The sequence below is a fragment of the Candidatus Borrarchaeum sp. genome (genome assembly GCF_019058535.1).
In the GTDB taxonomy this organism is placed as follows: Archaea; Asgardarchaeota; Sifarchaeia; order Borrarchaeales; family Borrarchaeaceae; genus Borrarchaeum; species Borrarchaeum weybense.
On sequence record NZ_JAHPYX010000113.1, the window covers coordinates 1 to 14,719 of the forward strand.

Consider the following 14,719-nt stretch of genomic DNA (forward strand, 5'->3'; position numbering starts at 1 on the left):
CCTCACGTGAGTGGATTTTCGGATTAGTAAGAATTTCTTAAAACTTTTGAATAGCAATTTTCATAATTTCAGCGACTTCTTGTAAGGGTCGCGAAAAGTTTTCTGTCGAAAAGGAATAAATGGTTACAATCTTAATGCCAGCCTCCCAACACCAATCAAGAACTGCATTTATTTTGGCAGCACCAAATTGATGCCCCATCCAGACATCCAATCCCTTTTCACGCGCGAATCGTCTATTTCCGTCTAGTATTATACCAATGTGGTGCGGAGGTTGCCGGGTTTCATCTCCATTTTTGATCTGTCTTTTTAACCACGCTTTGTAAAGTTTGTAGATGGGAGAAATCAAATTCACTAGTACTCACCTTTTCACTGTCGAAGTTTCTTATCTTTTAATATTGGTGAGAATGGACTGATATAGATGATATTCGTTGTAGAGAAGATGTCCTGACAAATAGATATAAATATTCATATAATCTATGAAATAAATGTACACCTACATCGCTGGGTGCACTCATAAAGATTTCCATTTTAGACGTTTAGGTGCTTTTAGTTAGGTGCACTATGCCTGATTCGCAAATATAATCCCTTTGCAGTTATATTGACTTTAGCAATATGAAATGCACTATTCCAAGTCAAACAATTCAGCAATGAATATTAAGTCCACTAATTCAATGAGTGATAGATCACTGCATTTTTAAAGAAAGAAGATACTCGCATAGGTGAAACTATCGAGAAATCTTATATCAAAAGTCATATACAATGTTATGTTCAATGTACATATGTTGCTAGGAAGGTGACAGTTTGAGTGTTCTTCGCAGAGTTGGAAGGGTACTTCGTAGAAAGAAAGATGTAAAAAAAGAGAAACTTGGTCTTTTGATCGATGGTTCTAATCTTTTTGTAGAAAATATTGAGGAAGATCTAGAAAAAATTGATGAAACTATTGCATCAATTGGTGATTTACGAATTGCGAAAGTAATTCTCGATCAACAGTTACCAGATACCTATATTGACAAAATATTGACGAAAGGATACCTACCAATTGTTGTACCTGGAGATATAGATGTCTACATGTCGATTGAAGCCATGGACTTAATTTACAGTGATGAACTTGAAATAGTTGCTTTTTGGACATCTGATATTAATTTTCTTCCGATTTTCATTAAAGCAAAGGAATTAGGTAAGGAAACGGTCGTGCTTGGGAGAACAGAAGGGTTTAGTGAAACATTAGAAAATGCTGCAGATTATATCGTTGTCTTGTCAGAGGAAACTATATTCACAGAATAGAAATCGATCATATTGACAAGATCTAGTGCAATGTGTATGCAGTAGCATTAATATTTTTCAAAATGAGACTTTTTTCAACAATATCTGTGGATATTGTTCTCTTAATATCTATAATTCAACAAAATCTTTGTTTTGAATATTAGATTCTTTATTTTTACTCCAAGAAGCTGACAGTTTTTTATCAATAATCACGATATCTCCGACGGCAGTTACCCAATCATATGGGATTGAAACAACACGAGATTGCAATCTTTTTATGCGTCTATCGATTTTGACTAAAAGCGAAGCAATTTTATTCCTTTGTATATCAAATTTCAAGCTATTAACATGTCCAAGATACTTTCCTACAGAGGTATATACCTTTTTACCACGCACAGAAGAAACTCTTATATTCATCTTAAATCACCGAAGGAGACTCAGTCCTTCCGACAGAGAGGAGTAGTTGATTCATCACATACTGCCTGCAATAACTCTACTTGATGATGAGTGATATCACTTCGCGGGTTTATTATATAATATACAAATATGTTGATTAATGTGTCTTCGTCTTTAATCGTATATATTTACATGTAGTATTAGAAAATTTTTCTATTCTATGAAAGTTCATTGTTATCTGGATAGAAAGTTCTGTGATAAGTGCAAATATTTAACGCCCTTTTAGTAATTGATTGCAAAATAATGATTATTGTTTAACAAGATGTTCTTGGGAGATATATCGCATGGAATCAGATTCATCTCATATTGTTTACATTCTTGGAACTGCTGGGAGTGGAAAATCTGCTCTGACTTTGAAATTATCAGGACTATTGTTTGATGAAGGCTGGAGAGTCGTTCGAGTGAATATGGATCCTGGAGTGCGTCAATTGCCATACACTCCAGAAGTTGATGTGAGAGATTATGTAAACTTAGAGCAGATTATAGAACAATATGGTCTAGGACCGAACGGTGCACTCATCGCAGCGTCCGATATCTTGGTTACAAAAATTGACGACATCAAAAAAGAGATCGAGAGCTTCGATGCAGATTATATTGTTGTTGATACTGTCGGTCAAATGGAGATTTTTGCTTATAGAAGCGCAGGTTTGTTATTTGTGACTGCATTAAGTAAAAACAGCGTTGTCGTTCATTTAATCGATGCTTTACTTGCAAAAACGCCTGCCAGTTTCGTATCAATGGTGCTCCTTGGCGCATCATTAAAGGTGCGTTTTCCAGTCCCCCATATTACCGTGCTCTCAAAGACAGACTTGATATCAGAAGAGGAAATAGAACGGATTTGTAGATGGAATGATCCAGTAGTTCTTGCGGATGCCTTGGAAATCTCTACGAGAGGGCAGCAAAGAGAATTAAATGTAACGCTTCTCAATGCTCTCAAAATGCAGGGATACATCGGAGAGGTAATCCCTGTATCTTCTGTAACGATGGATGGTATGAACGATCTCGCTGGTGGTCTGGAGCATATATTCGACAGTTATAGCTGGGATCCAGAAGAAAGTTATCGCTGGGAGTCGGAATAGTTAATGCAAATCGAAGTACTTTTTGATAGGCTGTTTCTTGTTGGTACTATTCATGTCAGTCCTGAGAGTAAACGGCGAGTTCGTGATTTGATCCTTGAAAAAAAACCAGAAATTGTCGCAGTTGAACTTGATCAAGGACGATATGAGGCATTATTAGAACAGCCTAAAGCAACCTTAAGTTTTGGTGAACTCCTGTTATCTGCGCGCCAAGGGAGTTTCTCGACAAATTTGATGGTCTGGTTAATTTCTCACCTTGAACAAGGGCTTGGCGAAGAATTTGGTGTCATCCCAGGTGAGGAAATGCTTGTTGCTATCAAATCAGCAAAGGAAACTGGTTCAAAAATCTTTTTTGTTGACCAACCACTTCCGATTACCCTTCAACGTTTTCAATCAGTAGGTCTTGAGAAGAATCGATTGATAATAGAACTCGTAAAGGGCATCCTTGGGGCTGAGAAAGATATCAGTTATTCTCTTTTAGACTTGGAGACAAATCCGAATGACATCCTTCCAGAGTTCATGGGCACTCTGCATAAAAAATTTCCAGGTATTTCAAGAATCTTAATTCAAGAAAGGGATGCCTATATTTCAAAACGCATAATTTCATTGCTTAATACATTCCCTGAAAAGAAAATAGTCGCTGTAATTGGGCTAGGGCATCTTAATGGAATTAAGAAACGAATAAACGCACATTTTTCGAAACATCACGAACAGAATATATAAAAATGAAACGCTGTGAGTTTTGCGATAATAAGAGAAGATATTATGACTGAAATTGACTTCACGAAAGCTACGCAAATCCTAATAATCGCCACTGGTGCTTTATTTATAAGCTGGATTACAACCTTCTTTTATTATCCAGAAAGCCCAGGTATTATCTTCACGTTGATACCAAACTTTTTGGCAGCTATTGCAACATATGCTGCAGCAACAGATATGGATATGGCAGTATTTCACACTAGATATTTACAACCCTCACGATATCTGGGTGAAACGTCAGCTGCATCCACTTTGAGTCTCATGGCATTCGGCTTTGTTGTTTTAGATGTTTTCATATGGAGTGTTGTCTATAGTCAGTCTCGATTTAATCTTATGGACACAATTGCTTTGATATTGGCCATTATTGGAGGAGGATTTGTTTCATTCGGAGGTATTATTGCGCACAAAGAATGGAATACGTAAATAACATAATTATGCAATGTTTAATTAAAGGAGTCATAAAAGATGCATGAACTCAGTTTAGCTGTTTCCATCATCGAAACTGTTCTTAAGGCTGCAAAAGAATATGATGCGAAGAAAATCTTAGAAATTAACGTGGAGATTGGCGATCTGACAGTTGTCAGCGAAGATCGTCTGAGATTTACACTAGAAATTACTTCGAAAGATACCATCGCGGAAGATGCTAAGATTAATATAACGAGAATGCCAGGAAGAATTCGTTGCAAGAAATGCGGTTATGAAGGAGAGAGCCCTCCAATAGAAGATGACCCACTACAAAACCTTCTTATGTCATCTTTAAAATGTCCCAAGTGTGGTGATACCCACACTGAAATTATTGGCGGGCGAGAACTGGGTGTAAAAGATATCATAGCATCAAAATGAATAGCTTAAACTTAAAAAATCTTGTATTAAAAATATAAGAGCTATGATTTTAATTTATAAATAACATAATCATTGAGGAGTTTTCATGAAAGACGATGCTTATACAATTTGGCCGGCTTACATTAATGCCTTAAAAACAAGAAATCAAGGGCGTAAAATCTCACGGAAGATTGCGGTTGAGAACCCAACAGTTCGGGAAATATATCTTGTTGCTCAAGCATTCAAATATGAGCCTATCGTAAATTCTTCCGCATATTACTCCAGGGCATGGTGGGAAGATCCAGGCTATGTAAAAATCAGTAAGAAGGATACAAAGAGCAAAGCACTCCAAAAGATTGCACTTGGTATTAAAAAATTGAGAACTCGCATTCAAGAAAAGAAATCGCGTTCTAAGAAATAAGCCTAACTTAAATTCTTTTGACTGAGTATGTTTACCTTACAAAAAAAACGTCTTTTTACCTTAACGTGGAATAGTAGTGTCCACTGTCTCAATTTCTTCATCAGTTAACCCATAGAGTTTGTAAACGACTTGGTCAATGAGTTCATCAACTAATTTGAGTTTATTTATCAGAGGGGAAAGTATCGCAAGGTTTTTTTCAAACACTTTCCTTAGACTATCTTGAACTGCCCTATCTGAGAGTATTATGGGAATTTGAGCTTGATTTTTTCCCAGAACGTCTAGAAACTCATTACAATCAAGATCATAATAAAATATCAACTTCTTTTTGTGAATCATATTCTCAATTTTCGTATCTAGTTCCTTTTCGAACCATTCGATGAATTCTGTAATTACTTCATTTTTCTGTTTGTTCAGCTCTATTATCTGTTCAGCTAAATAAATTAAGATGTCATAAATAATGTCACTTTCTTCATTTTCGATGATTAGATCACCCTTTTTGTCTTTTGGTAGACGATCTTCGATGAAATCGCTGATTATGTTGTAATCTTTAGTTACTAGATATTTTTTATAGAGTTTTTTTGCTTCTTCAAAAAGAGCCTTACGGGTGTTTGTTGCTGTGGAAAAATTGATGCGGCGAATGGGAATGCGTGAAATTTGAGGGGGACCGATACGAAGATATCTCCCATGCAATGACAGTGATTCAAAAAGTTCTCTATAAATAAAACTAATCAGTTTGCTATTAATACACGCTATCAAAAATTTCAAGTCTAAGTCTTTTGGGAGCACGAGAATAGTTGATTTTCCAGCCACCAGATAGCCTAGGTCATATATTGCTTCAAGTCTTAGTGTCATTCCAGCAATAATGATTTTTTGAGAAGTTGATTCATTTAATCTCTTTTCTGAGATATTTCTAAGATCGCTACGTCTGACAATAGGTTTGCTATAAGTTTTTTTAATATACCTTGTTGGTAGAAGTCCCCAAAGTACATTATAACGATCTATGGTTCCTGTGTTTATAAACGCTAAATTACTTTGATTAAATTCGCTTTCTGAGGTTTCCTTTAAAATTTCTTTTATTTTATACGCCTCTGAAACAGAGGCAGCTCCAACAATTTTACTATGTTGAAGAAGAGCGTTGGAAATGTTCAAAACCTTTTGAATAAATGGAAAGTTTTCTCTAACTAAAGGAGACCACAAACCTTTTGGAAGTTCCCTAAACGTTTCCACAGTAATTTGGTTTTCAGAGGATAATTTGAGTTCGTTTTCTTCTGACTCTTCAATAATCTCTACTTGGATAATATCATTGCTCTTAGGAGATGATTTTTGTAAAACAATCACAATGGGATACACACTTGTATCTGACTCAAAAACTTTCGTTCTTGAATAATCACTTATCCTCTTGAGAGCATATTTTTCAAGTATTTTCTGTGTTTCTAAGCTATACTCAGCAGCGAGAAGCTTATTTGGGATAATATAGCTAAAATATCCATCGTTCTTAGTATGTGTAATTCCCTTTTCGATAAATACACAGAATAAATCCCAATTGCCAGACGCGCTTACATATTGTTTTGCACAATAATGTCTGATATTGGGACTCATCTTCGTCATTGTCTCAGAATCGATATAAGGCGGATTACCTATAACAATGTCAAAACCTGAATCACCCTCGCTTAAAGTGATTCCCTCTTGATCGAAAAAAACATACCAAAACTCAAGAGCCCAATATAATGGAATTGTATCCTCCAAAATATCTGAAGTTAAATTCAGATTTTCAAGATATCTTTGGAAACATTCATCTAGTTCTTTTCTTAGACTTGATTTAACGCATTCTATGTCTACTAGAGGTCTTGGATTTTCAAAATTAGCAAGATATGAATTCCTTACCTCAAAAAGTTGGCGGATCTCTAATTTCTTTTGTTTTAGATGTTTAATAATATGTTCATTAGGAAGCCCTACAACAGTATTACCATGTATAAAATTCATTTCCAAATAAGAAAACTGATGACCACCTTCTCTTAGACTTTCTTCCAATCCAGGTTGTGATGAAGCTAGTTTTATAGTTTCTAGCAAGATACTGATCTTGGCTATATTGAGAGCAGTTTTATCCAATTCAATTCCAAATAGGTGTCTTATAGGAATACTGAATATTAGTTTGTGTTCGTCTTGTGTTCCAAAAATATTTCTCATTTCATTAATTTTTGAAGTTTTTATTTCCATTTCACCAGATTTATGTTTGTAGCCTCTGTATGAATAATATCTCGTCTCAAGTTTCGAAATTAATTGATTAAGCGTCGAGTATTTCTTTTCTATTACTCGAAAAACTTCAATGAGAAAAGCTCCTGAACCACAGGAAGGATCTAAGACTTTTAATGATACAAATTTATGAAGTAATCTTGTTATTTCTTCGAAGTTTTTTTCATTCATCTGAAACTCTATTTCTGTGAGATATTGATCAAATACCTCGCCTACAGTGTTCTCAACGATAAATTCCACAATATGTGAAGGAGTATAGTAGACGCCCTCTTCGTGACGTATCTCAGTAAGGCAGTTTTCATAGACTTTTCCGAAGATATTTTCATTGATATGTTGATAATTATATTGTGTTATGCCCTTAAGCTTGCTAGATGAATCTTGGCTATTGTTAAGACCCAGAACTAATTGCAGGTTTTGATAGAAGATTGCAATATTATCTTCGTTCTCGTCAATATATTCAAGAATATTTAACTTAAACAGATCACGATGAAAATATTCCCTAAATAGTACATCAATTTGTTCAAAAAACTTCTTTAATACAGTAAGTTTGCCGTTCGAATACAATTTTTTATTGAAGGAATTCCACGAATTCTTAAGCCATTGTGGATCAATAATGCCAAAATCCGCTAATGTTTGGATAGAAATGAGTTTAGCGATTAAAAAGACGATAAATTCAGTTTTAGTTTTTCGATCAGTGACAAAAATAACCTTTGAAATGAATTTTATCCATGCTTTAAGGCTTTTGACGACTTCATAGTTGAGTTCATTGTACACCAGTTTTTCACCAAGCTTTTGGATAACTTGCAATAACTATTCATAACATAATTATTTAAGGTAGTTTAATTCTACAAATTAGCGAGGGTTGAACTGTGCAACAAAAGCGTATACGTGTATACTTAAAGGATATTCCTCCCAAAAAGGCATTACTTCATCCAACTCTTATGGAAGAACTTGGGATAGCCGAAGATGATGAAATAGAACTTGTTGTTACAAAAAAGAAGCGTTTTTATTTTACTGCAAACAGTAATGCAGATACTCCAGAAATGGAAGTATGGGTAAACGAAGAGAGTATGAAAACTAGTGGAGTTTCAGATAATTCAATTGCAACTGTTCGAAAATATATCCCAAAACCCTAGTTTGAATGGCATTAACTACTATTGATTTTTAGAATTAAAAGGTCTTGAGAATGTTTTATTATTGGAATTAGGACTTTTGAGTTTTGTTATCCCTTTACAACACCCATAGGACGTAATTTACAAACAAAAGATGCGATCCCTACGTCATTAGAGACTTTGGCAACTTGATTAATATCTTTATATGCCCCTGGTGCCTCTTCTGCGATTACTTTGTTACTTGTGGCATATACAAATATTCCTCTCTGCCTTAAATCACTAGCAACTTTCTCTCCGAAATATCTCTTTTTTGCCTTATATCTACTCATAACTCGTCCAGCGCCATGTGCAGTACTACCGAAACTATATTCCATTGCAGTATCTTGTCCACAAAGTAGATATGATGCCGTACCCATCGAGCCAGGTAGAATTACTGGCTGGCCAATAGGTTTATAATCTTGCGGAAGATCGGTGTGACCTGCTGGAAATGCTCGTGTTGCACCTTTTCGATGAACAAACAGTGATTTTGTTTTACCATCAATGACATGACGTTCCTGTTTGCAAATATTATGTGCTACATCATAAATAAGTTGAAGTCCAAGTTCGTCGGGGTCTGTTTTATACCATTTATCAAATCCTTCTCTTACCCAATGAGTGATGAACTGTCTATTTGCCCATGCAAAGTTAGCTGCACATGCCATCGCGGCAAAATAATCTTCACCTTCTCTACTCGTCCCAGGCGCACATGCCAGTTCTCTATCAGGAATCATTATTTTATACTTTCTCACTGCATTTTCCATAACACGAAGATAATCTGAACAAACTTGATGTCCAAATCCACGTGATCCTGTATGAATCATTACTGTGACTTGTCCTTCATTAGTTATACCAAAAGCTTTAGCTATGCGTTCATCATAGATTTTCTCTACATATTGAAGCTCAAGGAAATGATTTCCACTACCTAATGTACCTAATTGAGGTTGTCCACGACTTTTTGCTTTTTCACTAATCTTGTCAGGATTTGCGTGTTCAAGAGATCCTTGGCTTTCACAATGACTTGCATCTATACGCCATCCATATCCTTGCTCAACAGCCCATTTTACTCCCCCAAGTAATGCCTCATCTAATTCTCCTTTTGAAAAACGTATTTGTCCCGTCCTCCCAACACCAGAGGGGACTGTCCTAAAGAGTGTTGATAAGAGGTCATCTAACTTAGGCGCGACCTCCTTTCTTTCAAGAGTCGTCCAAAGTAGACGTACACCACAGTTAATATCATAGCCAACGCCTCCAGGGGAAATAACGCCTCCTTCATTTACGTCAGTAGCACCCACACCACCAATAGGAAAGCCGTAGCCCTGATGACCATCGGGCAAGGTAATCGCAAACTTTTGTATCCCTGGTAGATGCGCTACATTTACACACTGTGTAAGTGTAAGATCACCCTTCATTTTTTCTAGAAGTTCAGGACTAGCATAAACTCTTCCTGGAACTCTCATCCCTTGTTTATGTTTGATAGGAATTTCGTAAATGTTTTCCGAAATCTGGTTTAATGGACCTTGATATGGCATTTCATAACCTCGCGTAAATTCAATAATTACAATAAATCTTATTCAAGTATTAAGAAACTCTTTATTTGATTCCTCCAATTTTCTGGGGAGAACTGTTCATATACCAAACATTCTTTTTTATGAGAAGCGTGTCCTTATATAAGCATTCTGTTGATGGCTAGAGTCCCTATAAGGTTCAAAGCACATCTGAGTGAAACGTATATAATTACTTATGAATTTCAGTTGAAATTGAATGAGTTATTAAATGTCGAAGAAGAAAAAATAGGGGATGTATACCAAACAAGAATGATAAATGCGTAAATTATACGCCTAAAGAAGTGAAGTTCCTCAAGGTGTTGTTATGACTTATAATATATTGGATCATACTGCTGATGTAAAATTTGAAGTACTCGGAAGTTCACTTGAAGAAACTTTTGAAGTCGCTGGTCAAGCGCTAACAGAGATTATGACCGAAATATCAAAGGTAGAGGCGAAAGAGAAGAGATCAGTTACTGTAACTGGCGAGGATCTTTTTGCTCTTTTATATGAATGGCTAGAAGCATTGATTGTCTTGTTTGACGCGGATGGCTTAGTATTTTCAAGGTTTAAAGTGCACAAAATAGAACTGAAAAATGCTGAATGGTATCTTACAGGAGACGTCTGGGGTGAAGCGTTCGATATAGATAAACATTCACAAGGAACAGAAGTTAAGGCAATCACCTATGCTGAGATGCAAATACAAAAAAAAGAGTCTCATGTTCGCTTACAGTTTGTTCTGGATATTTAACCCAATTCTAATTAGCATTTGAAATAGAAATTCTCTTAAAGCAAAAATGATTGTATCACTCTTCTATTGACATATATCTGATAATGTGGAATGCATATCTTTAGGAAGATAAAAAAACTATAACAGGAGCCGACAAAAGAACAACTAGGAGGAGTAAGAATTTCAAAATTAGATCCTTGGGGAACGACATCAATAAGTGATTATACAAAATTGATTGAAGAATTCGGAATTGAGCCTTTCTCTAAAGAATTGGTAAAACAAATTCCAAGACCTAATAAATTTATGCGACGTGGTATCAATTTTGGACATCGCGGATTCGATGTCATCTTAGATGCTATCCTCACCAAAAAGCCCTTTGCTGTTATGAGTGGAATTAAACCTACGGGCGCGTTTCATTTAGGCTCTTTGATGACGGCGAGCGAGATTGTTTATTATCAGAAGGAATATGGGGCTATGGCATTCTATGGAATAGCAGACATAGAAAGCCTTATGGATAATCAACTGCCGTACGATGAGGCGTTAGATAGTGCCATCGATAATACAGCAGACATATTGGCACTTGGATTTGATCCCACCCCGAAAAAAGGCTATATCTGGCGACAATCAGCAGAGAAACGCGTGACGGACATCGCGTTTTTGGCTGGTTCAAAGGTCACGACAAATCAAATGTTGGCTATATATGGAGAGAGAATAACTTTTGGTCTGTATATGAGTGCGTTGGTACAGATAGGCGACATCCTCTTACCCGAAACAGAAGATTTTGGAGGTCCAAAGCCCGTAGTTGTACCAGTCGGTGCAGATCAAGACCCTCACTTAAGAATAACAAGGGAAATTGCACGAAAACTAAAAAATTTCATTGAACCAAGTGCCACTTATCATAAAATTATGCCAGGACTAGATGGTTCCGCGAAGATGAGTAAGCGAAATCCAATGAGTTATTTCGACTTAAGTGAGGATCTTGAGGATATCAGAAACAAACTTATGAATGCTTTTACTGGAGGACGTGTAACAGCAGAAGAGCAAAGACGTTTAGGCGGCCAAACAGAAATATGTATGATTTATATGCTAGCTATGTATCTGTTTGTGGAAGATGACACAATAATGCAGCAAATTTATAAAGAATGTGTTAACGGAGAAACTCTATGCGGCCCCTGTAAAGAGCGTGTGTGTGGGTTCGTATTGAGTTGGATCAAAGAGCACCGCAAAATAAAAGAGAAAAAGATTGATCTTGCAAGAAAACTTCTTGAAGCTGAATGAGTTTCCAATAAAGCAATTTTTGTAAGGCTCACCATAGCCAAGGTCTGCCTGGATCCACTATTTACCCCTCAATTTATTTTGGTGTTTATTTAATGCTCTTAAAGATTACTTTTTGAAGCTTTATTTAAATAAAACACTTTTATGATACTAAGAGTGTCTTTAAGAAGAAAATATGTTGTTTTAATACCACATAGTAGCAATAAGTGTTCCAGCAAATCATATTTTAAGATAAAATCTCGAAAAGGTATCTTTAGAAAATTTTATAAAAGATGACAGTAGTACTTGCCTTACAAGATGATGTGATAATATGATAACAAAGAGGTTGACTTCTATTTCTTCAACATTATTAGTTTTAAGTAGTTTGTCGTCATCCTCGTCCTCCTCGTCGTCGTAGTGTTAATCACAATTAAATTCACGTTTAGTATCCGCTTTTTTTGTGATTTTATAAAACAAAAAGGTGAATCGTTTAATGAAACCTGAAGTTCATTTATTCGGAATGGAAAATTCTATTGAATTGGAAAAGAAAAACGCTGTGTATATTATTGTAGATGTTATCCGTGCAGGTACTATGATTACCTGTAGTTTAGCGGCAGGAGCAAAAGGAGTATATGCAGCTCCAGATCTTGATACAGTATGGCTTTTGAAAGATCGCATTGAAAACTGTATCTTAGCTGGAGAACGGGATTATAAAAAGGTGTCAGGATTTGATCATGGCAATTCACCCATTGAAATCTTAGAAAATTCAGTTTCTCAAAAATTTCTCGTCCTTACGACTTCCAACGGAACTCGAATAATACACAGTGTGGGAAATTCAGAGCATATACTAGTTGGTGGTTTTTTAAACGCCTCTGCTGTATCTGCAACAGCATATACCATAGCAAAACAAACGAATTTGGATATAGTACTTATAGCATGTGGTCCAATAGAGGAATGCGAAGATTGGCTCGCTGCAGGACTTATAGCTTCTAAATTGGGTGAGAAGGGATGCATTCTTGATGAAGATGCGAAATTAGCATCAGAAAGTTATGAAAGAAATAAAGACAATATTAACAATTTAATAAAGAATTCCGCAGAAGGCGCTAAATTGAAGCGCTTGGGATATGAAAGGGATATAGATCTTTGTCTCCAGGTAGATCGATATCTACTTGTTCCTAAAGTCTTACTTAAAGAATCTAACGCATACCTTTTTCAAGATGTTGCAGATGCCCTACACTAACGGTTTCTTAGATAAGTCGATTTTTATCTAAATCTTTTTTTCTAAATATCCCTTTAATAATTATATTATAGTTGACAAATAAAAGTGATTGACTTTTTCATTTAACTCATTACTGTTTTATATGAAGCCATTTAAAGTAAGAATGGAGGCTGTTGATTTAATGAACATTACATTTCAAGGAGGAGCGCAAGAGGTCGGTAGATCGTGTGTATTTGTGGAAAGCAAAGACACAAAGTTAGTTCTTGATGCTGGTGTGCATTTAGGTGCTTCTGATGAAAATAGATACCCTCTTCCGCTACCTGATACTCCAGACGCTGTGATCTTAACACATGCACATTTAGATCACTCTGGGCACGCTCCTGCACTCATAAAACGATACAAATGTCCGATTTACGCCACGCCTGTGACACAAGATATGACTGAACTGCTAGTTTTCGATTATCTTCGTCTTTCTAGAGCTCACGAAGAAAGTCCATATGAGGCAGAAGATGTTCAAGCTATGAGATCTCATGCCGTTGATGTCCGATTCAGAGTACCTTTAGATGTATCGAATGCACAAATGATCTTATATCGTTCAGGGCATCTTCTAGGGAGCGCCATGGTTTGGCTAGAAATAGATGGGCACACTGTTCTTTACACAGGTGATGTAAACGCGCGCCATACAAGAACACTTCACCAAGCTGATAGCACCTTACCAACAGAGACTGTGATTATTGAATCTACTTATGGTGACCCTAATGATCGTTTACCCAATCTTAAAAAGACCGAAAAAGAATTTGCACTCGCTGTTAAGAACACATTAAAGAGGCAAGGAAAAGTCATTATTCCAGCTTTTGCGGCAGGACGAGCTCAACAGGCGATGCTCTCCATCGAGGCCTACATGAGAAGCGGATTCTTACCTGAAGTGCCAGTTTATATCGATGGAATGATAAGAAAAATGAACGAAATCTACAAGTTATATTGGCTATATCTTCGTCCTGAAATTCGCCGACAAATAAGATATACTAAGAGGTCACCATGGGAATCTGAGATGTTTCATGAAGTAACGTCCTCTGAACGTGACGAGTTTATTAATACAAAACAACCTGCTATTGTTATCACAACAAGCGGGATGGTACAAGGCGGTCCGGTAATACGTTATCTCAAAGAGTTAGGAGATGATGAACGAAACCTCATTTGTCTTACTGGATACATGGTAAAAGGAACGCGAGGTCGTCAACTTCAAGAAGGCGAACGTGTATTAGAAATCGACGGTGAAAAAGTAGAAATAAACGCGAAAGTACACCATTTTGAATTTAGTGCACATGCCGATCAGGCCGGGCTCATGCGCATTCTTTCAGAAATAGAAGGCCTGAAAAGGGTTATAGTGGTACATGGCGAGAAAGAAAAGGCGTTTGCTTTCAGTAAAAGAGTTCAGGAGCTAAAGGAGGGTGTTGAAACATTTGTTCCTCGTGTTGGAGAAACTATCGAGATTTGATAAAGGAAGACCATTTTATAACTACCTCGCAAGAAGACCCCTCAACTTGTTGGGGGGATACATGAATTGAGGTCGAGCGTTGCTCACACAACCCTTTCTGCGAAGACAGGGGTTGGTGTACCCAACCTCGGGTGGTGTTTTAATAACGGGTACTCGCAAGTCCCGCCGCTCCCAACACCAGGGGAGTAGGTTCTCTTCGCCAAGGTTATCAGTCAGTACTCTACGATGATCACTGAGAGTTTCCTCTCTGTTTAAACCACCGTTTACAGAGCA

The 14,719-nt window shown here is 36.6% G+C and carries 16 protein-coding genes; 11 read left to right on the plus strand and 5 right to left on the minus strand.

Going from position 1 to position 14,719, the window contains the following annotated elements; translation table 11 throughout:
- Nucleotides 1-37 precede the first annotated feature (37 nt).
- Nucleotides 38-352, minus strand: coding sequence for an undecaprenyl diphosphate synthase family protein (locus QVB70_RS06415; RefSeq protein ID WP_287584579.1), 315 nt, complete (start codon nucleotides 350-352; stop codon nucleotides 38-40).
- A 449-nt stretch (nucleotides 353-801) separates the two neighbouring features.
- On the opposite strand from QVB70_RS06415, the gene QVB70_RS06420 reads away from it, so the two are divergent.
- Entirely contained in the window at nucleotides 802-1,284 is a 483-nt protein-coding gene (locus QVB70_RS06420) for an NYN domain-containing protein (RefSeq protein WP_287584581.1), read from the plus strand.
- 108 nt (nucleotides 1,285-1,392) lie between these two features.
- On the opposite strand, the gene QVB70_RS06425 is transcribed toward QVB70_RS06420, so the two are convergent.
- Entirely contained in the window at nucleotides 1,393-1,680 is a 288-nt protein-coding gene (locus QVB70_RS06425; RefSeq protein WP_287584583.1) for a PRC-barrel domain-containing protein, read from the minus strand.
- Nucleotides 1,681-2,003: 323 nt separating this feature from the next.
- Between QVB70_RS06425 and QVB70_RS06430 the strand changes: the two genes are divergently transcribed.
- The 5 genes from QVB70_RS06430 to QVB70_RS06450 all read left to right on the plus strand — a co-directional run bounded on the left by QVB70_RS06430 (nucleotide 2,004) and on the right by QVB70_RS06450 (nucleotide 4,797).
- On the plus strand, nucleotides 2,004-2,798 hold the full coding sequence (locus QVB70_RS06430) for an ATP/GTP-binding protein (protein ID WP_287584585.1): 795 nt from the start codon (nucleotides 2,004-2,006) through the stop codon (nucleotides 2,796-2,798).
- A gap of 3 nt (nucleotides 2,799-2,801) precedes the next feature.
- Nucleotides 2,802-3,518: a TraB domain-containing protein gene (locus QVB70_RS06435; RefSeq protein ID WP_287584587.1), complete on the plus strand. Its 717-nt coding sequence runs from the start codon at nucleotides 2,802-2,804 to the stop codon at nucleotides 3,516-3,518.
- A 42-nt stretch (nucleotides 3,519-3,560) separates the two neighbouring features.
- Nucleotides 3,561-3,977: a hypothetical protein gene (locus QVB70_RS06440; protein WP_287584589.1), complete on the plus strand. Its 417-nt coding sequence runs from the start codon at nucleotides 3,561-3,563 to the stop codon at nucleotides 3,975-3,977.
- A 42-nt stretch (nucleotides 3,978-4,019) separates the two neighbouring features.
- The gene (gene hypA / locus QVB70_RS06445; RefSeq protein WP_287584590.1) at nucleotides 4,020-4,397 is read left to right on the plus strand and encodes a hydrogenase maturation nickel metallochaperone HypA; all 378 of its coding nucleotides are present in this window, start codon (nucleotides 4,020-4,022) and stop codon (nucleotides 4,395-4,397) included.
- An 85-nt stretch (nucleotides 4,398-4,482) separates the two neighbouring features.
- A complete protein-coding gene (locus QVB70_RS06450; RefSeq protein WP_287584593.1) occupies nucleotides 4,483-4,797 on the plus strand; it encodes a signal recognition particle subunit SRP19/SEC65 family protein in 315 nt (104 codons plus the stop codon).
- A 60-nt stretch (nucleotides 4,798-4,857) separates the two neighbouring features.
- On the opposite strand, the gene QVB70_RS06455 is transcribed toward QVB70_RS06450, so the two are convergent.
- Nucleotides 4,858-7,857, minus strand: a complete 3,000-nt coding sequence (locus tag QVB70_RS06455) for an N-6 DNA methylase (RefSeq protein WP_287584594.1) — start codon at nucleotides 7,855-7,857, stop codon at nucleotides 4,858-4,860.
- 62 nt (nucleotides 7,858-7,919) lie between these two features.
- On the opposite strand from QVB70_RS06455, the gene QVB70_RS06460 reads away from it, so the two are divergent.
- Nucleotides 7,920-8,186 carry a hypothetical protein gene (locus QVB70_RS06460; RefSeq protein WP_287584596.1) on the plus strand — a complete coding sequence of 89 codons (267 nt, stop codon included), beginning with the start codon at nucleotides 7,920-7,922 and terminating at the stop codon, nucleotides 8,184-8,186.
- An 86-nt stretch (nucleotides 8,187-8,272) separates the two neighbouring features.
- Here QVB70_RS06460 and QVB70_RS06465 read toward each other — a convergent pair whose 3' ends face one another.
- On the minus strand, nucleotides 8,273-9,730 hold the full coding sequence (locus QVB70_RS06465; RefSeq protein WP_287584598.1) for an RtcB family protein: 1,458 nt from the start codon (nucleotides 9,728-9,730) through the stop codon (nucleotides 8,273-8,275).
- A 340-nt stretch (nucleotides 9,731-10,070) separates the two neighbouring features.
- Between QVB70_RS06465 and QVB70_RS06470 the strand changes: the two genes are divergently transcribed.
- From QVB70_RS06470 to QVB70_RS06485, 4 genes are all read left to right on the plus strand, one after another.
- Complete coding sequence (locus QVB70_RS06470) at nucleotides 10,071-10,496, plus strand: archease (protein WP_287584599.1); 426 nt, start codon at nucleotides 10,071-10,073, stop codon at nucleotides 10,494-10,496.
- A gap of 210 nt (nucleotides 10,497-10,706) precedes the next feature.
- Nucleotides 10,707-11,753, plus strand: coding sequence for a tryptophan--tRNA ligase (gene trpS, locus QVB70_RS06475; RefSeq protein WP_287584601.1), 1,047 nt, complete (start codon nucleotides 10,707-10,709; stop codon nucleotides 11,751-11,753).
- A gap of 469 nt (nucleotides 11,754-12,222) precedes the next feature.
- Entirely contained in the window at nucleotides 12,223-12,969 is a 747-nt protein-coding gene (locus QVB70_RS06480; RefSeq protein WP_287584603.1) for a 2-phosphosulfolactate phosphatase, read from the plus strand.
- Between the two features lie 160 nt (nucleotides 12,970-13,129).
- Nucleotides 13,130-14,446: an MBL fold metallo-hydrolase gene (locus tag QVB70_RS06485; protein ID WP_287584606.1), complete on the plus strand. Its 1,317-nt coding sequence runs from the start codon at nucleotides 13,130-13,132 to the stop codon at nucleotides 14,444-14,446.
- Nucleotides 14,447-14,467: 21 nt separating this feature from the next.
- On the opposite strand, the gene QVB70_RS06490 is transcribed toward QVB70_RS06485, so the two are convergent.
- Nucleotides 14,468-14,719 (minus strand): hypothetical protein (locus tag QVB70_RS06490; protein ID WP_287584608.1); only part of this gene is annotated, 252 nt, incomplete at its 5' end.